The 18,796-nt window shown below is 68.8% G+C and carries 23 protein-coding genes; 2 read left to right on the top strand and 21 right to left on the bottom strand.

The features are described from left to right. Positions 1 to 137: 137 nt before the first annotated feature. The 19 genes from EDF48_RS17445 to EDF48_RS17355 are packed head-to-tail and all read right to left on the bottom strand — an operon-like array spanning position 138 to position 16,230. Positions 138 to 830 (bottom strand): hypothetical protein, encoded by a 693-nt coding sequence (locus EDF48_RS17445; RefSeq protein ID WP_131881591.1) that lies wholly within the window; start codon positions 828 to 830, stop codon positions 138 to 140. Beyond that, a complete protein-coding gene (locus EDF48_RS17440; protein WP_131881589.1) occupies positions 827 to 2,500 on the bottom strand; it encodes a TraM recognition domain-containing protein in 1,674 nt (557 codons plus the stop codon). Before EDF48_RS17440 ends, EDF48_RS17445 begins: the two co-directional genes overlap by 4 nt. Further along, positions 2,500 to 3,030 carry a hypothetical protein gene (locus EDF48_RS17435; protein ID WP_131881587.1) on the bottom strand — a complete coding sequence of 177 codons (531 nt, stop codon included), beginning with the start codon at positions 3,028 to 3,030 and terminating at the stop codon, positions 2,500 to 2,502. Before EDF48_RS17435 ends, EDF48_RS17440 begins: the two co-directional genes overlap by 1 nt. Then, complete coding sequence (locus EDF48_RS17430; RefSeq protein WP_131881585.1) at positions 3,027 to 3,323, bottom strand: hypothetical protein; 297 nt, start codon at positions 3,321 to 3,323, stop codon at positions 3,027 to 3,029. The genes EDF48_RS17435 and EDF48_RS17430 overlap by 4 nt, the downstream gene beginning before the upstream one ends. After that, positions 3,320 to 3,682: a hypothetical protein gene (locus EDF48_RS17425; protein WP_131881583.1), complete on the bottom strand. Its 363-nt coding sequence runs from the start codon at positions 3,680 to 3,682 to the stop codon at positions 3,320 to 3,322. Before EDF48_RS17425 ends, EDF48_RS17430 begins: the two co-directional genes overlap by 4 nt. A gap of 11 nt (positions 3,683 to 3,693) precedes the next feature. Further along, the gene (locus EDF48_RS17420; RefSeq protein ID WP_131881581.1) at positions 3,694 to 4,413 is read right to left on the bottom strand and encodes an HNH endonuclease family protein; all 720 of its coding nucleotides are present in this window, start codon (positions 4,411 to 4,413) and stop codon (positions 3,694 to 3,696) included. Then, a complete protein-coding gene (locus tag EDF48_RS17415; RefSeq protein WP_131881579.1) occupies positions 4,410 to 4,655 on the bottom strand; it encodes a hypothetical protein in 246 nt (81 codons plus the stop codon). Before EDF48_RS17415 ends, EDF48_RS17420 begins: the two co-directional genes overlap by 4 nt. Beyond that, entirely contained in the window at positions 4,652 to 5,398 is a 747-nt protein-coding gene (locus EDF48_RS17410; RefSeq protein WP_131881578.1) for a hypothetical protein, read from the bottom strand. Before EDF48_RS17410 ends, EDF48_RS17415 begins: the two co-directional genes overlap by 4 nt. After that, positions 5,395 to 6,471 carry a hypothetical protein gene (locus tag EDF48_RS17405; RefSeq protein ID WP_131881576.1) on the bottom strand — a complete coding sequence of 359 codons (1,077 nt, stop codon included), beginning with the start codon at positions 6,469 to 6,471 and terminating at the stop codon, positions 5,395 to 5,397. The genes EDF48_RS17410 and EDF48_RS17405 overlap by 4 nt, the downstream gene beginning before the upstream one ends. Before the next feature lies 1 nt (position 6,472). Beyond that, positions 6,473 to 7,027, bottom strand: a complete 555-nt coding sequence (locus tag EDF48_RS17400) for a hypothetical protein (RefSeq protein WP_131881574.1) — start codon at positions 7,025 to 7,027, stop codon at positions 6,473 to 6,475. Continuing rightward, complete coding sequence (locus EDF48_RS17395; protein ID WP_131881572.1) at positions 7,024 to 8,439, bottom strand: hypothetical protein; 1,416 nt, start codon at positions 8,437 to 8,439, stop codon at positions 7,024 to 7,026. Before EDF48_RS17395 ends, EDF48_RS17400 begins: the two co-directional genes overlap by 4 nt. Next, positions 8,432 to 8,668: a hypothetical protein gene (locus EDF48_RS17390; RefSeq protein ID WP_131881570.1), complete on the bottom strand. Its 237-nt coding sequence runs from the start codon at positions 8,666 to 8,668 to the stop codon at positions 8,432 to 8,434. The genes EDF48_RS17395 and EDF48_RS17390 overlap by 8 nt, the downstream gene beginning before the upstream one ends. 43 nt (positions 8,669 to 8,711) lie before the next feature. Then, positions 8,712 to 10,337: a hypothetical protein gene (locus tag EDF48_RS17385; RefSeq protein WP_131881568.1), complete on the bottom strand. Its 1,626-nt coding sequence runs from the start codon at positions 10,335 to 10,337 to the stop codon at positions 8,712 to 8,714. Beyond that, positions 10,334 to 11,833, bottom strand: a complete 1,500-nt coding sequence (locus EDF48_RS17380) for a hypothetical protein (RefSeq protein WP_131881566.1) — start codon at positions 11,831 to 11,833, stop codon at positions 10,334 to 10,336. The genes EDF48_RS17385 and EDF48_RS17380 overlap by 4 nt, the downstream gene beginning before the upstream one ends. Next, positions 11,833 to 12,543, bottom strand: a complete 711-nt coding sequence (locus EDF48_RS17375) for a hypothetical protein (protein WP_131881564.1) — start codon at positions 12,541 to 12,543, stop codon at positions 11,833 to 11,835. The genes EDF48_RS17380 and EDF48_RS17375 overlap by 1 nt, the downstream gene beginning before the upstream one ends. Before the next feature lie 29 nt (positions 12,544 to 12,572). After that, on the bottom strand, positions 12,573 to 12,947 hold the full coding sequence (locus EDF48_RS17370; protein WP_131881562.1) for a hypothetical protein: 375 nt from the start codon (positions 12,945 to 12,947) through the stop codon (positions 12,573 to 12,575). Positions 12,948 to 12,966: 19 nt separating this feature from the next. Next, a complete protein-coding gene (locus EDF48_RS17365; RefSeq protein WP_131881560.1) occupies positions 12,967 to 13,581 on the bottom strand; it encodes a hypothetical protein in 615 nt (204 codons plus the stop codon). 8 nt (positions 13,582 to 13,589) lie between these two features. Continuing rightward, positions 13,590 to 15,197, bottom strand: a complete 1,608-nt coding sequence (locus EDF48_RS17360; protein WP_131881558.1) for a hypothetical protein — start codon at positions 15,195 to 15,197, stop codon at positions 13,590 to 13,592. A 7-nt stretch (positions 15,198 to 15,204) separates the two neighbouring features. Next, positions 15,205 to 16,230 (bottom strand): L,D-transpeptidase, encoded by a 1,026-nt coding sequence (locus EDF48_RS17355; RefSeq protein ID WP_165932454.1) that lies wholly within the window; start codon positions 16,228 to 16,230, stop codon positions 15,205 to 15,207. Positions 16,231 to 16,343: 113 nt separating this feature from the next. Here EDF48_RS17355 and EDF48_RS17350 point away from each other — a divergent pair, with 113 nt between their 5' ends. Next, positions 16,344 to 16,676, top strand: coding sequence for a helix-turn-helix transcriptional regulator (locus EDF48_RS17350; RefSeq protein ID WP_131881554.1), 333 nt, complete (start codon positions 16,344 to 16,346; stop codon positions 16,674 to 16,676). Here the strand turns inward: EDF48_RS17350 and EDF48_RS17345 are convergent. Together EDF48_RS17345 and EDF48_RS17340 are read right to left on the bottom strand one after the other, a co-directional pair. Then, positions 16,673 to 17,410, bottom strand: coding sequence for a hypothetical protein (locus EDF48_RS17345; protein WP_131881552.1), 738 nt, complete (start codon positions 17,408 to 17,410; stop codon positions 16,673 to 16,675). The genes EDF48_RS17350 and EDF48_RS17345 overlap by 4 nt on opposite strands. Positions 17,411 to 17,414: 4 nt before the next feature. Further along, entirely contained in the window at positions 17,415 to 18,134 is a 720-nt protein-coding gene (locus tag EDF48_RS17340; RefSeq protein ID WP_131881550.1) for a hypothetical protein, read from the bottom strand. Between the two features lie 328 nt (positions 18,135 to 18,462). Between EDF48_RS17340 and EDF48_RS17335 the strand changes: the two genes are divergently transcribed. Further along, entirely contained in the window at positions 18,463 to 18,699 is a 237-nt protein-coding gene (locus EDF48_RS17335; RefSeq protein WP_131881548.1) for a hypothetical protein, read from the top strand. Positions 18,700 to 18,796: the final 97 nt, after the last annotated feature.

Below are 18,796 nucleotides of genomic sequence, written 5' to 3'. Positions count from 1 at the left end.
CGCCTCCGCCAGCGGACTCCAGTGCTTACCGGTCACCTTCGCGGTGCATTGGCCATTTGGCATGGTGCCCCCATCTTCCTGCCGGTCGTACCGACAGGCAGATGGTGTCCTACCCGACTCTTTCCGTCAACCCGGGGTCATGCAACAACGTTGATCGTTTCCGTCGCTGGGTCTGCTGGCCCCGTCGGCACCTCCCCGGTCCTGGGATCTGCGGCGCCGGTAGACAGGGCGCGCACCGATACCTCGGCCGCCTTGCCGAGCTGTGCCGCTGCGTCATCGGCTGTGACCGCCGGTCGGTTCCGAGGAACCAACCCGTTGTCGTGGAACACGTTGAGGGACTGCAGCCGTTCGAGGGCGGGCCACAGCGCCCGCTCGTGCCACTCGGACAGCGCCGACGATGGGTCCGCCAGCATGTCGCTGTAGGCCGCCTGCCGCGCGACCATGACCGCGGTGAGGACCTCGACCACGACCGGGTTCTCATACCAGTTCGCAGGGAACTGGTACTCCTCGCTGCTCAGGTGCCGCAGGTACCGTTCCTCGAGCCAGTGCACGAACGCGGTCAGCTCCTCGGCCAGCCCCGTCCGGCGCTCGGTGTCGACGCCGACCCAGTTCCAGGGCCCGCCGGTGTCAGCGACCGACGTCTCGGCGACCGGTGCAGCGCCGATGTGCGGTACCTCCGGTTCGTCGTCGGCGGCGGCGCCGGCGTCTGCGAGGAGGATCCCGGCGACGAGCTGCTCGAGGCGGCGGACCTTGTCCTCTAGGCTCTCTGGCTGCTGCTCGGCGGCCGCGCCCTCGTCGATCGGTTCGGGGGTGCTCGTGTCGTCGGTCACGCTGCGATCCCTTCCTGCTTGAGCGCCCACGTCTGGCCCTCTTCGATGCTGTCCTTGTCGGCCTCGTCCCACCAGCCCGGCAGGTCGACGATCGCCGGCGGGAGCTCGCGGTAGAACAGCAGCCCCTTACCCGGCTCGAGCTGGTAGATCGCGCCGGCGGAGAGCACCCGCTCCTTGTACGTCGACGTCGACGTGGACGTGCCGTTGGTCGACTCTGTCGTGCCGACCCGCTCGGCCTCCCGTTCGGAGCACAGCTTCGACAGGCTCTCCAGGAAGTCGTCGTCTTTGAGGCCGCCGAGCACCATGAACAGGTTCGAGGACTTCAGGATCTTGTTTCCGCCGGCCTTCCCCCATCGTGCTTCTGCATCCTTGGGGTCCTGCAGGATCGCCCAGGTGATGATGCCGCGGTCCCCGCCGTCGGTGATGAGCGCCGGCAGGCCCGGGATCGGTGCGATGTTCGCGACCTCGTCGAGGACCAACGTGAGGGGCTTCGGCAGTCGGTTCGTCGCGTAGTGGGTCGCCTTGGCCTTGGCCTCCCGTTCGATCGTCGACACCAGCGCGGTGATGACCGGCGCCGCGAGCGACGCGTCCCCGGACTCGCTCAGCAGGAACAGCGTGTCGCGGGACTCGATGAACGCGGCGACGTCGAATACCTGGTCGCCTTCGGCCGGGCAGACCGCGTCGAGGATCTTCTGCATGCCGAGCGCGCCGAGTGCGAGTCGGAGGCTCATGTCGGTGCTGTCGACGGTTTCGTGCGCCTTGGACCGGCAGAACTTCCGCAGGTCTGACAGCCATCCCGGGGCGGCGTCCGGGTGGTCGCGCAGAATGTTGTACGGGGTGTCGTCGGTGAAGTTCTTGGACCACAGGACGACGTCGCGCATCGAGTGGCCGCCGAGCGCGGCGGCGTGGAGAAGGCACTGCAGCACGGTCTGCGCGGTGCCGGCGAAGAAGCCCGCGTTGCTGGCGCCCTCGAGCGGCCGGGCGGCGATGATCGCCTTCGCCCGCCGGGTGGCTTCCATGTCGTCCTCGCAGCCGGCGACGATGTTCCACTTGACCCGGTTCGGCCACTTCGTGACACCCTCCGGGTCGAAGACGTGCACGGTGCCGACCTTGGACCGTAGCCAGGCGGTGAGCCGGACGACGTCGGGCTTCGTCGACGTCGATACGACCGGCCCGAACGCCTTGAGGATCAGCCGGATGACCAGCCGCATCGTCTTGCCCGACCGGGGTGGTGCGACGACGGTGGCCACGTCTTCGGTTGTCGCGCGGATCGGGTGGTCATCGATGTACGCGTAGGGCTCGGTGGTCTCGACCTTGTGGCCGATCTCGGCGCGGTCCTGCAGCTCCTGGACGCCGGCGAAGCCCTCCTCGGCCTTCGGCTTCGACGGGCCGAACGCTGCGCGCCAGATGGCGGGGACGGCGAACCAGAGCACCATCAGGATCACCACGGCGACGATGATCGCGCCGATGGTGAACACGATGCCGTTCTCCGGCATTCGGAACCGGCCCTTGAGCGCGGTGAGAGCGACGTCGAGCGGGTTCCACGACAGGTGCCCGACCTTTGGGTCCTGGTCGGCGGCGATGTGCAGGCCGGTCCAGCCCGCGAGGACGACGACAGCCATCCACACGTACACCTGCGCCGACGCCCAGAATTCCTTGATCGTGTCCATCAGCGGTTCGCTTCCTTGTCGAAGAACGACACCCAGCCGGCGGCGGGTGCAGGGTCGGATGATGCGGCGGCCGGTGCGGCCGGTGCTTTCGCGATCGCGCCGGGGCCCGGCTCGGCTAGGAGCTCGGGCAGGTCGACGGCGGCGATCTCTCGGTTGTCGATCCACCACCGCGCGGCCGTGACCCGGCGGGCTGCCTCGAGCACGTCGGACTGGAACACCGCGGCGTCGACGAGGTTCGTTTCGACGAGCTCACGGAACGATGCGCGGAGGAACTCCTGCCGGATCCGCACAGCCCACCGCACGGCGCCGTCGTTGCCGACCAGCTCGGGCATGCCGTCCCGCTCGGCTTCCGCTCGCAGCTCGGCATCCTCAGCGGCGCGCTGCGCTGCCTCGCACTCCGGGCACTGCCGGTTCTTCGCGAACCACCGGGCAGTGCCGGCGCGTTGGCCGGCGGGCTTGTCGGAGAGGTTCTTGCGGACGGTGTGCCCGCAGGTGTGGGTGATGTCCCACTCGGTGGGGATCGGGGTCATAGGAGGTCCTCCAGCTGCCATTCCCAGTCGATGCGGTCGAACTCGCCGGCGACAATCACGTTGCCGGCGATGAGGAGGGCGACGCCCAGCAGCGCCCACACCGCCTGCGCGGTCAGATGCAGCTCCACCGGGCCCGTGACGCCGCCGGGGAGCAGCTGCACGACGGGCAGCCCCACCACGGTGGCCGCGATCGCGCAGATAGCGCCGAGCAGCAGGCACAGCCGCGCGATCGCCAGCCGGCCACGGCGCACCGTCGCCCGCGGCTCAGGCACTGGCGCTGTCGGCCGCTTCATGCGATCGCCGCCAGCACGAGGAAGAACAGCGCGGTCATCACGCTGTAGACACCTGCGATCGACGCGGCGGCGACGAACGGCTTCGGCGCCGTGGCACTGATCGCTGTTCCGGCCCCGATGCAGACGGCCGCTACTGCCGCGAGCCACCAGGCGGTTGCGGCGTCGTTGGCCGGAACGGCCCGCATCGGCGCGCCCCAATACGCCACGTAGGGCTGCCACCCTGCGCGGAAGGACTCGACCCCGCAGCCGATGCCGACGAGAACGGGCACCACGGCGAGGATGAGGAACACCACGCGGGTACGGGACATGCCGAACCGCAGTGCGTCGGAACGGTCCGTGTCAACGGGCTTGTCGGTCATCGTCGTGTCCTTCAGCTGCAGGTGGTCAGGGTGCGTGCGAGCGCGTGCTCGTCGTCGGTGGCGATCGACAGCTGCCACTTCGTGGCCACGGTCACGAACGACGCCGCGTAGCTGCAGGCGTCGCCGGTGTTCGCCGGCATCCACTCCGCGGGCCCGGAGTCGGACTTCTCTTCGTTCGCGGGCCCGTCGACGGCGACGAGGTTCGTCGCCTGGTCGTTGGCGAACAGCTCACGCTGCGCAGCCGTCCACGACGCGGCGCCGTGCCGCCATGCGTAGGACAACGGGACGCGGTGGTCGATCTGCACGGCGAGGCTTGACGTGTTCCCACGCTCGAAGACGATCGTGCGGCCCGTGTACGGGTCGTGGAGCGTCCCGGAGAGCACGACGCACCCGTGGGTGCCCGGCTTCGTGACAACGGCTGTGAGGTCGCGGCGGAGGACGTCGTTGCGGGTGTCGCAGCCGTTCCGGTCGGTGTCGGCCCACGCCTGACCGAACGCGTTCCGGTCGTAGTCTGCTGGCACGTACGCGTCGGAGATCTCCAGGCCGCGGAGATCCCGCAGCGCTTCGGCCGCGGACACCGTGCTCGAGGGCGACGGCTGCCCCGTCGACGTCGACCGGACCTCGCCGGTCGCGGTCGTGGGGTGCACGTAGGGTGCGGCGATCGCGCCGACAGCCGCGGCCGCGAACAGGGCGGCCGCCGTGACGAGCTGCTGCTTCGTGCGGCGTCTCACTGGGGGCCCCCTTCCCGGTCACCGTGGTGGTCCTGCGGCGTAGTGACGTCGTGGAGGATCTGCCGCACCCGCGATGGAGAGAGGCCGGCTTCCTGCGCGACACGGTGGTGGCCGACCGTCAGGGCGGCCTCGGCGATCGCGAGGTCGCGTGCTTCTCGGGCGGCCTTGTACGCGGCGACGGTCCGGTGCACCTCGTCAACCCCGCCCGTGACAGCGTCGACGATCTTCCCCACGACGCTCACCAGACCCGCACCGTCAACGGGTGCCCGGGCCCGCGCGTCGAGACCACGAATGACTGCACCTCAAGCGCGTAGGGAAGATCAGCAGCGGCTGCGAGCCAGGGCACCGCCCAAGTCAGCACATCATCGAGGGTTCGGAGGTCCGCGCCCGACTCGTGTAGTTCGGATGGCATCTGCGGGCCGGACCGCAGCGTCCACTCGCGGCACGACGGGTGCTGTTCAAGGATGATCTTCGGGTGCGGCAGCAGCCCGGGGTCTTCGTCCCCGATGTTGGTCCGGTCGGAGAGTTGATTGCGGAACACAATCCGGCCGCGGAGGTTGCCGTGACCACCGGCTGCGGGGACAAAGGCGGCATCGACAATCGGGCCCGTCCAAACAGCCAATGACGGTGACAAGCGGTCACCATCTGGATCCAGGGGATCGAGGTCGGTTCCGACTTCGAAACGCCAGACCGGTTCGGTTGCGTCGATCCACTCGAGCGCCGCGCCGAGGGTCCTGGTTCCCACATGGATCGGTTTGTGCGTGTCGAGCGATCGCGGCACGCTTCGGAACACGTACAAACGATCCGGACGAGTGGGGTCCGGGAACACGGTGTAGTCGGGGAAGGCCGCGCCGAGTGACGGGGAGTACATGTGCGACTTCGCCGCAGTGAGCTCCCCCCAGGCAATCTGGGTGTCATCGCGGAGCTGGGTGACGCTCGCGAAGTCGAGAGCGGCTGCGTCGAGTGGCATGCCGAATCTGCTCATGAGGCGTCCTTGCCGAGGGTCAAGGGCTCCGTGGTGGAGCCGAGGTCGATGTGCTGGTGCGAGCAGGGGTCGGAGAACTGCCGGAGGTTCGACAGCTGCGTGTTGGGCCGGCACTGCACCTGCCCTGCCTGGGAGCCGTGGGGCATCACGGTGTCGAGCCATTGCAGGAACTCGATGTCCTGCTTCCCGGAGCCGAGGAGGACGTTCCCGCCGACGGCGTTGAAGTCCACGGCCACGGCCGGGTTCTTGCAGTGCAGCGACCCCGACGTGCAGTGCGTGCCGATGCCGACGCAGGGACGATTCATGTCGGAGATCTGCACGGAGCCGTACTTGTTGAGCGCGGCGACGAGCAGCTGCAGGATGCGAGTGTCGACCTGGCAGCCGTCTTTCGTAGTGCCGTCGACGATGGGGAGGATTTCCTGCTCCACCATCTGCGGGTGGTACGTGTCGGTGAAGGTGCCCTTCACCCACGCAGCCTTGAGCGTCTTCGCAAGCTCGACCTGGTCGCCGGAGACGTCGCAGCCGGACGTTGTCGCGGCGCCGGTGACGGCGGCGACCATCTCTTGCGCGCCGGTCCAGAACTTCGCGTAGTGGTAAGGGTCGGCGTTGACCTGCACCTTGTGCGCGGCGAGCGTCGGTTCGAGCGTCTCCCAGTCCGGGACCTTGACCAGCTTCGCCAGGAACGCCTTCGCGGCCTTCTCCGGGTTCAACCGGTCGGCGCGCTCTCCGTAGCTGGAGTCCTGCTGCAGGACACCGATGGTGGTGTTGTCGACGGCGTCGCCGTGGTTCAGGTTCGTCAGCGACGACTCACCCATCGCCGTCATCACAACGATCGTGGTCGCCTGCTCGTTGACCTTCACCTCGTGCGCGGCCGCGACGAGCCGCGCGGCCATCTTCACCTGGTCGGCGTCCCACGTGCCGACCTTCTTCGGCAGGTCCTTCGTCACCGCTCCGGTGTCGCCGGCGCCGGTGCCGCACGCCGCGGCCGCGGACGAGCTGCCACCGGAGGCTCCGAGGAGCATCCCGATGAACAGCACGATGACCGCGACGGCGCCGACAACGAACTTGACCATGTCAGCCGTCCTCGCCGGGGAGGATCGCGCGGAGCACCTTCCAGGAGCCGTTCACCTGGTTGAGCTGCACCGTGTACGTGCCGGCGTCGGTGGGGACGTCGACGATCGCGGCGCCGTTGGTGCCGCCGTCTTCGAGCTGCACCGTGCCGGAGAGGGTGGTGCCGGGGACCGCCTGCTGGCTGGTGCCCTCGTACGCGGCCTGCGCCTGCGTGGTGAGGTACGGCATCCATCCCTTGGCCCACGCGTCACCGGTGACGCGCTTGTCGACGTACGCGGACACGAACCCGGAGGCTGCTCCCGTCGCGGCGCCTTCCTGCGCGGGTGTGATGGCATCCTCCGCGTCGGCGGGGGCGGTGGGTTGCGCGGACGCGGTCACCTGGCCGGGGCCGGTGATCTTCGGCTGCTCGGCATCCGCGGTGGCTGTCGCGGACGGCGCTGCTCCTGGGACGGACACCTGCGGCTGCGACGACGTCGCGTCGGAGTCGGTGCTGGCACATCCGGTGAGGGCGGCGGCGATCACCACGGCGGTCGCGATCGCGACGCTGGGGCGGGTCACTTCGTCACCGTCCCGGTGAGCGCGGCGGAGGTGTCCGTGATCTCCTTCTCGAGCTCGGACCGGAAGTGCGCGATCCGCACCTCGGCGTCGAGGCCGACCTTCTTGAAGTGCTGCCCCTTCGGCAGCGTCATCAGCTGCTCGGCGGCGCCGGGCTTGAGGCCGGCGATCTGCGCGGCCGCGACCGCGTCGTCGGCCTTCGACTGCCGGAACAGGTGCATCGTGCCGGCTTCCTTGATGAACGCCACCGCCGGGTCGTCGGCGGGAATGTCGGAGATGTGGTGGATGTTCACCACATTCGACAGGCCGTAGTTCCGCGACAGCTTCGCGTTCGACTGGATGACTTTCCCCATCGGCCCGCCGACGAGGAACCAGCCCTCGTCGACGCAGAACGTGGTCTTCCACCCTTCCTCGGACCGGCGGATGGTGCCGAGGGTCCACGCGTTGGCGAGCATCATCGCGATCGACACCGCGGGCCCGTCCTCGGGCAGCTGGGAGATGTCGAACACGGTCAGCTTCTTGCCGAGCTTGACGCTCGAGGAGGTGTCTCCGTCGAACAGGCCGGGCAGTTCCTCCGGGAGCCGCTCGAGGATGAACCGGACGGTGAGGCCAGCTTCGTGCATCCGCTCGAGCGCGGAGGGGCTCAGCTGCTTGTGGAGCTCATCGCTGATGACGCCGGCGTGGTCGAGGACGTCGTAGATGTTCGCGACGCGGCCGCGGTCCTTGGCCTGTCGGACCCCGTTCTGCAGCGCGATCCGCAGCGCCTTCAACTCCCACGTGTCGAGCGGCGTGCCTTCGTTCAGCAGCGTCGCGGTCTGCTGCAGCACCTGCAGCGCACCGGCGATCCCGGGAACGTCACGGGTCTGCCACAGGGCGGGGTCGAGGATGTTGATCGTCACACCCTCGGGGTTGCCCAGAGCGAGGAGGATGCGGGTGCCGTCGGCAGCCTCGGCGGTGGTGGTGTACTCCCCGTACGGCTGCGTCGGCGAGATCTGCTTTTTGTCGACGACGACCACCCGGCGGCCGAGGAGCGTCAGCGCGCGGAGGACGTAGTCGCACTTCATCAGCGTCGACTTGCCCACCCCGACGTCGCCGATCGTGACCACGTTCGCCGAGTCGACCTTCCCCATCGCGTACGCCTGGAAGGGGTCGTTCACGGATGGGGTCTTCGACAGCGTCTCTACCCCGGACAGCAGGCCCTCGAACTGCATCGGGGACTCCAGGATCGCGCCGTTGAGGATCTCCGCCTGTCGCGATGTCGACGGGGCTCCCTTGACGGGGCCGCCGTAGTAGCCGGTGCGCTTCAGCGGCCACCGGCGCGGTTCGACGTAGCCGCGGGGCTCCAGGCGCGGGAACTCCCAGTCCCCGACCGGTAGCGCCGCTTCGTCCGTGCTGAGCGTTGCCAGATCAGACATCGGTTTCGCTCCCTTCGGTGAGCAGGTTCCGCGTGTTCTCGCCAAGCACGAACTGGTTCGGCGTGCCGAAGTACTCGGCGAGCTCGGCCATCACGGTCGACTTTCCGAGGCGCACGACTCGGCGGGGCGGCAGCATGGACGTGTCGAGGAACCGGGTCTGCGCGGTGGTCGTCGGCGGCGTCGAGGTCCCGTTGGACGGGATGTGGCGGATGAAGGCTGGTGTGTTCATCGGTTGGTTCCTGTTCGTTCAGCGGGTGTGGCGATGCGGCCGGTCACAGGGCTTCCTTCGCTTCCTTGCCCTGCGCGAACTGTTCGACCTTGGAGCCGATCGACACGTTCGCGGGGGCGATGCCGCGGCCGACGGGCCAGGTGAACGCGTTCGCGGTCGCGGAGTCGACCTCGAGCCATTCGAGCTTCCGGATGCCAGCACGGCTGGCGGCGTCCTCGAGGAGCTCGGACACGTCGGCCAGGCCCCGTTCGGTGCCGTCGGTGATGGTGATGTAGCCGACCCAGTTCGCGCCGGCGTGCCCGGTACCGGGCTTGAGGTCCATGTGTCGGCGCGCGGCGGCGTCTGCTTCCACGTCGAGCGCGACGTCTTCGAGCTGGCCGTCCTTGCGGCGCTTGATCTGGTCCGCGGTATCGGAGACCCGGTCCTGTTCGGCGAGGTGGCGGGCTTCGTCCTGCGGGGATCCTTCGATGTGCCACGCGATGGTGCGGACGACCTGCTGCTGCATCCCGCCGAGCAGCGGCGCCATCCACAGCGCGTTCCGCTCGATCACCTCGAGGTTCTTCGCTGTGACCCGCGCCGTCCTGGACAGCGACACCGACACCTGCCCGCCCTTCGGCGCGCCGACGTAGGTGGTGTACGACCAGGCGTCTTCGGAGGGCAACCACCCGCTGGTGGGGGTGACGTCGGCGACCTGGTCGATCGGGAACCCGGGGTGCTGCATGTGCCGGATCACGGCAGCGGTCTGCCGGGCCGAGAGGGCGTGCACGTTCTCGAAGCCGGCCCCAACGAGCAGGCGCCGCATCCCTTCGATCTCGTTCGCCATGAACAGCCGCCACCCGAGGGCGGCGTCGCCGAACCGTGCGGCGCGGTTGACGAACCGGTCGGTGACCGGCCACGACACGGTGAACATGGGCCGCTGCATCAGCTGGCCGGCGGCGACGCCGTCGATGACGTCCTTGTAGGAGTGCAGCAGCTTCGCCGGCACCGACGGGTCACCGTGCTCGGCCATCCATGCCTCGTGCTGGGCGGAGTCGGTGGGCATGTCCCGGCTGATCGACTGGATCCGCTTGGCGAACCCGAGCGGGTCGCCGAGGGATGCCAGCACGGTGGAGAACCCGGCGGAGGCGACGTCGAACACCTGGTCGGTTTCGATGCCGGTGACCTGCCCGGTCGTGGCGAACGTGACGGCGAGGTACTCCTCCCCTTCCGGGGTCTGGTGCCACTGGATGCCGGGCTCGCCGACGCCGTCCTGCAGCCACAGCATCCCGGTGACCCCGTCCGGGGTGTCCCGCATCGCGTGGAGCTCCTGCATGGAGTCCCGCTTCTCCTCGCGGGTGGCAGCCTCCGCCCACCGGTCGGTGAGCATGTCCCACCCGTCCTGGTCGTACGGGACGAACTTCGTGGTCCCGCGCTTATTGCGTTCCTTCCACCGGGCGGCCTTCATGCGGCGCTGCAGGATGGTGTTGTTCGCCGTGTCGATTGTCGCGAACCAGGCAAGGCCGATGAGGACCACGCCGATTGCGAGTGCCCACAGGCCGATGATGAACACCAGCACGAGAGTGAGCGCGATGCTCGAGCCGACGGCCCAGAGGCGGGCCTTGGAGATCCGGCCCCCGAACAGGCCACGGTGGGCGCTGTCGCCGCCGATGATCGAGGTACGCATGCTCATGCCTCCTGGTGGGTGCCGTGGTCGACGGCCTGCTCAGCGGCCGTCGACGCCGCCTGGGAGGCCTGCTGCGCGACCTTGAGTGCCGAGTTCGCCAGCAGCATCCCGACCGCCAGCGGCGCACCGACACCGGTCGACGCGGTCCCGGCCGCGGCCGCCGCACCACCGGTCGCACCGCCGGCGCCAGCAGCGCCCACGCCGGCCTTCCCGGCGGCCCCTGCCGCACCGCCGACGGCGTGCTTCCCGGCGGTCCCGGCAGCGTTCGCGGTCACGTTGAGCCCGCCACCACCAGCAGCACCACCACCGGCGCCGCCGGCGGCGGCCTTGCCGGCAGCGCCGATCTGGGAGCCGCCGTACCCGTACCCGCCGGCGGGCTCCGCCGGCGCGGTCGGCATGTTCCACTGATACCCGCCGCCACCGCCGCTCTGTCCGCCGGGCTGGGCGGCTGCGGTCTGGTGCGCGGACTGCGGCGCGTGGGAGGGCATGTTCGGGATCTGCGGTGCCACCTGCGGCGGCGTGAACCCGCTACCGCGGGCGGTTCCGGCACCGCCGCCGGGGCGAGGAATGAACTTCAGCATCGACAGCGGCGCGAACACGACGATGAAGGAGATGACCGCCGGCACGGCGAGGTTCACGAACGTCTGGATCGGGTTGACGAGCTTGCCGAGGGTGCCGGGATCAGCGGTGATCGAGATCCCGTTGATGGCCCGGAACGCCAGACCGACGAGGAGGATCAGCGCGACCTGCGTGATCCCGATGACGAGCCAGATCACCGGGACGGCCTTGCCGATCTTCCGGGTGTCCGGGTTGACGATCCACACGAACCCGAGCGGCAGGACCGCGCCGACGAGGTACTGGGTGGCCAGCTGCAGGATGAAGATGAACGCCACCCCGAGCAGGCTGAGGAACAGGGTCCCGAGGACCACGATCGACACCACGGCCGATCCGAGCAGTGCGCCCGCGTCGCCGTCGGCTGCGAGCTCGGCGATCTTGGTGAAGAACTCCTGGGTGGTGGAGTTCACCGCCCACTCCGCGATCGAGTCGCCGGCCGCGGTGAAGACCTTGGTCAACGCGATACCGATCACCGGGCCGAAGGCGGCACCGATGAGGAACGCGGGGGCGGCGACGAAGATCGACTCGATCAGCTGCTTGGAGCCGAGGGAGCCGTTCTTGCGGCGCAGGGTGATGAACAGCAGCTGCAGCGCGAGAACGAACATCGACATCGAGAACGACACCGCGTAGGACTTCAGCCACCACTGCGCGTCGTAGTTCGGGTGCAGGGCGCTGAGCAGCCACGGGATGAGGACCCCGGCGACGGCGTGCACGGCGTCCTGGATCTGCTGCGTGATGAACCCGAGCGGGTCCTGGGCGAACTCGATGCCCTTCTTCACACCCTCGACGACGCCCTTGCCCTTGGCGAAGACGCCGGAGATCCACGACAGGCCTGTGGCGACTGCGTTACCGCTGCCGCAGACGATTGCTCCTCCTTGGCATGCCATCAGCAGCCCTCCTTGTACTTGGTGCCGGACGTCAGGCCCTCGTCCCAGCCGGGAGAGGGGTCGGCGTCGGAGATGACCCAGCCCTGCGCGCTGGTGGTGAGGGTGAAGGTGCCGCCCGTGTACTGGTACTGGGAGGCGCTGTCCTCGGCGGGGTCGGGTTTGCCGTTCGTCGTGGTGAGGCCGGCGAACGCGATGGTGACGGTGGTGTCGGTGCTGTCCCGGACGAGGTACGCCGAACCGGACAGGTCGACGCCGTGCGTCTGCCCGTCGTCGTAGCCCGACTTCGACAGGTCCGACGCGGCGAGCATCGAGTGGGCGGTGCCGTCCGTGACGTCGTTGACGGTCTCCCGCAGGTTCGGTCGACGGTCGGGGTCCGCTGCGCTGTAGAGCTGCATGAATGCGCCGAGGAACTCCGCGGCCCCGGCCGGGGTGAACTGCTTCTGCTCGCGGAGCTCGAGCAGATCCTTCGACGTGATGCCGACGCCGGCGACACAGCCGGACGCGTAGTCGACGCCCTGGACCGGGGCGGCACTGCCGGTGCCCGTGGGGGCCTTGGTGCTCGCCCCGGCCGGGGTGCGGGTGGTGTTCGGCGAGGCGAGGTTCGTCACGGTGACGCCGACACCGACCAGCACCGCCGCGGCGACGATGGCGACTGGGATCAGCCACCACTTCCGGCGGCGGCGGGTGCTGGTTGCGGGCTGCTTACTCATGGGCGATTCCCCTCGCTGGTGTGGACGGATCAGCCGTTGACGGCGCTGAGGATGAAGCCGAAGATCGCGGGCACCATCACCGCGGCGCCGGTCATCACGGACGTGCCGATCACGGCGCCCTTGGCCTGCTCGGCCTTCTGCGGCATCTTCGCGTTCTTGAAGTGCCGCAGGGACGTGACGGCGCGGAGGAGGAAGAAGGCGCAGAACAGGATCACGACGAACCAGATGCCGCCGAGCGCGAGCTTCCACTGGGTGGTGAAGTTGTCACCGAGCCACGACGGGTCCGGCTTGACGCCATCGAACGGGTTGATGTCGGCGTTACCCGCGACCACGTGCAACGGGGTGTGGGTTGCGACGACGGCACTGGTGGTGATGTTGATCACCGGGGCGAGGAGTGCGCTCATGAGACAAGGCCTTTCTGGGTTAGCCGGCGACGACCGGGAGGGCCGTTCCGGGGTCAGTAGTGGTGTGCTGGGGAGTCGGGGCTGCACTGCTGCTGCCCCGGGTCTGGGAAGCACCGGTGCTGCCGGTGCCAGTGGCCGAGGACGACGACGATCCGGAGGCCGACGGCGCCGGGGCCGGTGCGGCGGGCTGCGCCGACGCGGACGGTGCCGGCGAGGTCGTGCCGGGGTCGGTCGGCTGGGTCGGTGCTACCGGTGCCGGGTCGCTCGGCTGCGTCGGGTCTGCCGGTGCGGGCTCCGACGGTGCCGGCGTTGGGTCTGCTGGCGCGGGCTCCGGGTCGACCGGCGTCGGGTCTGCGGGTGCAGGTTCGGAGGGCTCCGGGACCGGATCGACGGGCAGTGTCGGGTCGGTGCCCGGGTCGGTCGGGTCCGTTGGGTCGGTCGGGACCGGGATCGGGTCCGCCGGGATCGGGTCGACGGGCAAGGTCGGATCGACCGGGAGAGTGGGGTCGGTCGGCTCGTCGACGGCGGCGACAACGCCGGGGTCGAGGGTGTCCGCGTGGCTGATGGCCGCGGGGCCGAGGACGAGGGTGGCGATCGCGGCGCTGGTGAGCGCGATGCGGGAGCGGGTGTGCATGGAGATCCTCACTGGTTGGTGGTGTGCTGGTCGGTGGACGGGTACGCGCTGATCCGGCCGTTGGTGACCGTGATGAGGTCCCCGCCGCCGGTCGTGGCGATCGGGACGACGGTGGGCGCGGGGCCGGTGCGGACGGTGTCACCGTCGAGGTAGGCGGTCTTCCCGGCGCTGTTGGCCCCGTAGAGGTGGTTCCCCACGAACCCGTCGGCGACGAATCCCTTCGGCAGCTGCACGGTCCGGCCGGACGTGGTGAATGCGGTGCCCTCGATCAGGAGCGCCGACCGGTCCTGGCTGGTCGCGATCGCTTCGTCCGAGCTGGTACCGGTCGTGCTGACGATCTGCCCGGTTCGGACGCTGTGTGCGGCGAGGACGCTGCCCTTGCCGTCCGTCTTCCACCGCACCCAGACCGTGTTCCCGGTCGCGACGATCCAGGAGGAGATCTCCGTCGCGTTCTTCGGGGCGGCAAGCTTCGCGGTGCGGGTGACGGTGCCGTTCGTGGCCGCGGTGAGAACTTCCCCTCGAGCGGATGCCCACAGCACCTGCCCGTTCGCGGTGCCGCCCATGATGAGCGCGCCCGGTCGGGGGAACGTGACCGGGACGGCGCCGTGGCCGGTGAGCATCGCTGCGGTGGTGTCGGTGGTCACGAACGGCACGCCGGCGCGCACCTGGAATTCGCCGCCGGTGGGGATCCCCGCCTCGAGCTGCACCTTCCCGGCACCCCAGACGGTCACGGCGCTCTTCGACGCGGCCGCGAGGGCAGGCTCACCGTCGACCGTCACCGCGCTGACGCCGCCAACGGCCTTCCCCGGCAGGGTGAGCGTGGCCGCGGTGCGGCCTGACCCGGCGTGCAGGACGGTGACGGTGCGCCCATGGGCGTAGCCGACGTAGTTACCGTCGCTGGTCACCCCGACCGCACCGGCCGCGCCGGTGCGCGACCAGGTCTGCTTCGTGCTCCAGCCCGGCAGCGTCGTGGTGGGCGCCGACGCGACCTGCGCTGTCGGGCTCTGCGTGTCCTGGTGGCCGCTGCTCGCCACGAGCGCCGCGGCTGCGGCCACTACGACCACGGCTGCCCCCGCCGCCCAGAGCCACCCGCGGCGGCTCAGGAACGGCTGCGGCTGGTCACCGTCCGCCGTGTCTGCATGCTCGTCGTTCTCGTTCGAGGCAATCGCCGGCGCGCGGTGGAACCAGCTGGCGAACAAGGTCCGCAGGCTCGGGTTCTCGTTCTCGGCGCTCGGGACGGTGTCCCCCTCGTCGCCGGTCGTGTCGTCGGCGGCGGCATCGGTCGGTCGTGCGCCGCGGCCGAACAGGCCACCGAACAGCACGCGGAGCGTCGGGCGGGCGTCCGGTTCACCCACGGGCTCGTCGTGCTCCACCTCGGGCTCGTCGAGCACCGCACTGTCGACGTCGCCAGTCCGCGCCAGTGGAGCGCGCTGGTCGACCTCGGCGTAGCCGGCGGCACGGTGCGAGGACGTGAAGATCTTCGACAGGTCCGGCATGCCGAGCTGGCGGCCGCAGCTCGCGCAGAACGGCGCGTCCGGAACCGTCTCGCTGCACTCCGGGCAGGTCACCCAATCCCGCTCGCCAGGAGGGGGCGTCTCGTGTGTGGTGTCCGTCATCGTGCTCTCACTTCGTGATCGTGATCGGAGTACCCAGCGGCAGCCCGTTGACGGCCGCGATCGCCTTCGCGGTCAGGCGAATGCACCCGTGCGAGACCGCCCCGGAGCTGGTCGTGTTGAAGTGCACCCCGATCAGGCCGCCGTCCGAGCCGCCGAACGGCTCGTCCTTCGCCGCGGAGTGCAGCGACGTCAGCTCGATCGGGTGGACGCTTTGCCCCTGCTTCGGGTCGAGGTAGCGGGCCTGCAGGTACCCGGTGACTCCGGTTGGTGTCGGGGTTGTCTTCGTGCCGACACCCACCTGGTAGGTGGCGACGTCCTTGCCGGTGACGATGCTGAGGGTCTGCTCGCTCACGGACACGACCACGCGCGACGGCAGGGCCTCCCCCGCGGTGAGGGCGTCAGTGCGGATCCACGCTGCGGTCTGCGCTGCCGCGTCACCGTTCGTGCTCGAGGGGAGCTGCTGGCGGGCCGGTGTCAGGATCAGCGTCCACGCGCCGTCCGTCCGGACCGGGACGACGGTCGTCGGGTCGTCGAGGAAGTTCGTTGCAGAAAGGTGCGCCACTGCACTTTTCTGCGCGGCACCGTAGAGGGCGACGTCCTTCGTGACCGTCGCCGATCGGGTCAACGCCGTGGTGTTCGTGCTGTCGTAGCGGATCAGGCCTGGGATCACCGCGTCGTACCGGGCCTCCGGCAGGGAGGCCACCTGGCCGGCGGTCAGAGCGTGGAACGGGCCGGGACGAACCGGGATCGAAACCGCAGTGCTCGGTGCCGCCGTCGGTGCAGAAAACTGCTCGGTCGGACGAGCCGCCACGGCGACCGTGATGCAGGTACCAACGACGACCGCTGCAGCGGCGGCCACGAGAACGTTCCGCGCGATGGTCGCGCGTGGGTGGTGGGTCAGGTGCAGGCGCGTGAGGGGTCGACGCGTCTGCACCTGACCGTCGTCGCCGTTGCCGACGACGGACGCGGAACCAGAGCCGTCAGAAAACTCGGTCCGCGAGCTCGGAGTTGCCGTGCCCTTTAGCTCAGCCACGGTGGCCCCTCCCCCGGGAACCACCGGTTGGCCCCCGTCTGGGGCAACACTAACTCAATTTGTCAAACTCGGCTAGTAAGACACCGTGGCATGTGCTAAGTCACACTTGGGACGTGCCGAGACCCCAGGACCCGCTAGACCCGACGGAGCCTGATCTCGACGTCGCCAGCGCGATCATGGGTAACCGAACGAAGGCTCTCGTTGTGCGGTACCTGTGGCTGAACGGTCCGACGCCGGCGTCGGAGCTTGTCCGAGAGCTCGGCATCCTCCAAGGCACCATCAGCGCTTCAATGCAGCAGCTCGAGCAGTGGGCAGTCGTCTCAACCGACGTTCCCGCCGATCGCAGGCACGGCCGTTCCGTCACCTACACACTCGACCGCGAACGCCTGCAACAGCTCATCGACCTGTGGCGCGCATTCGTCACGGACGGAGACTGGGGCTCCTAGTCGACGCTCAGCGCCGACCTACGGACGCTGTTGTACTTCTGCGTGCCCATCTCGCGGTAGGCCAAGATAAAACCCATGACGACGCAGATGGCGGCGAGGCCATTGATTGCCTGGTCTAGCCGGTACATCGGAGTGCTCTCGGCGAAGACTGGCAGCAGGACCGTGCCGATCACGCTCAAGAGGAAGCCCGCGGCGACGAGCATCGCGTTGCGGCGCCGTTTCTCGGATGCGGCTGTGTCTCGGATTGTCGCAAGCACGTGTGGGGCGAGTACCACGCCGATGACTGCCGGGTAGGCGTTCGCGAGGGTGTTGTACCAGACCACCAATGGGTCGCTCCGGTACGCCTCGAGCGCCGGGCTTGATCCGTGGGCACCGATGAGCGCGAGCATCACTGCCAGCGCGATCATGAAGGCGCCGAAGATGGTCCACCCCAGAGCGCCGTTCATACGACGCGCCAGCTGTGGCGCGCCGTTGGCGTCAGCGAGATCCACACACACGATGTTGAGCGAGAGGAAGAGCACTCCCTTGACGACGAGATCTAGGGCGTTGTTGTGCCCGACGTCGAGTGCGGTGTAGACCCCCGGAATCATCAGCGAGAACGACGCGGACAGCAGCAGGAACGCGCTGATCGCGCGAAGGTTGCGGCGCCGGTTCCACTGCGGAAGCCTCGTTACAGCCAACAGAGCAGCCGGAATTGCTACCGCAGCCATGATGACGGTCAAGCTGATGTTCACGTGCTCACCCCAGTGTCTTCCAGTAGTTCGCTTCCACCTGGTCAGCGCGGATCTTTCTCCGAAGCGTTCTCAGCCGGGCACCCGCGAGGTCGATCAGCTCCGTGTCAGAGGCCTCAATGAGGGCCGTGTCCCGCAGGGTTGGTGACCACCCTGCCTCCGCCGGAGACACAAGGCCAGTGACGACCAGCCCAACAGTGGGCGTCCCGTCCGCGATCGTCGCTGCCACGACTGCCTGCTCTGGACTCAGCGTATTCGCGCTGATGGCACGTGAGAGAGACGCCTTATCGAGCGTCGTGGCGTCGATCAACTTCGCCCGAAGGGTCCCGTCGGTGTCAATGGCATCGAACCAGTACCGGGTCGAGTCCTCGAACGGGAACGACTGCAGCTCGTACCCTGCCCCTCCGACCATCCGCGCGATCTGCGAGCGGCGCCGCTTCGAGATCTCGAGCAGGACGTCCTCGACCTCCACCTGGCTCAGCGCTTCGGGCGCCGACGGCTGGACCGCGTCCACCGCGGCGAACGCCGGGAAGCTCCGAAGATCCTGGACAGGGTTCCGGCCCAGTGCACGACTCACTGCGACCACGACCGACCATGACACGCGTGAGCGAAGTCGCTGCGCCCTGATCTTGCCGACGTTTTCCCCGATCAGATGCGCGAGCTCGCTGGACCGGGACGGTGCACCCACCATCACCAGCCATGCCGCGAACGCATCTTCCGAGAGCATGCTCTAGAGTACCATTCGACAACAACTTACCCTGGTTGACAATCTGCTCACGAGACCCGACTCGCAGCCCGGAACTACCGGAGGTCATCATGACTACTCGTAGCAAATTACAAGCGGCCGTCTCTGTTTACGACATTACCCCAGAGCTCATCTCGCGCCTCGGTCCCGCCCCGGAGCTCGCGGCCGTCCGTTCCGCAAGCACCGACGAGTTCGACGCAGCGATCGAGGGCTGGTTGCCCGGGTACGCACAGTGGTCGAACGCAGCGTGACCGCGACCCACCGGCGCGCCTGCACGCCTAACCGCTTGTTAACGCGACAGACTGCGGCCATGGGTGTGAACGCCGGGACTCGACGCAACCGACTGCCGCGCGGGCAGAAGGCGGTATACGACCACGTTTCCTTCGCGCCGACCACGGCCGAGGACTTCGGACAGGCTGCCCGCGCTTCGGGCAACCTGTCCCTCTCGATGTACCTCGAGCGCCTGGCGCTCCTGGTCAAGACCGAGCACGGCGCCCTGCCGCTGCTGACCGACGACACCGCGGAGGCGCTCAAGAGGACCGCATAACGACAAAACCCCCGCCGAAGCGGGGGTCCGGGGCTTAGCCCCAAGTCATGTATCTCAGCACCTGGCACGACGCCAATCAGTTCAGGTTCTGAGGTTC

Origin of the sequence: Curtobacterium sp. PhB191, from assembly GCF_004346515.1 — a bacterium.
Taxonomy (GTDB): Bacteria; Actinomycetota; Actinomycetes; order Actinomycetales; family Microbacteriaceae; genus Curtobacterium.
The sequence above is the reverse complement of the archived record's forward strand: the minus strand, read 5'-3'. Positions and strand labels throughout refer to the sequence as shown.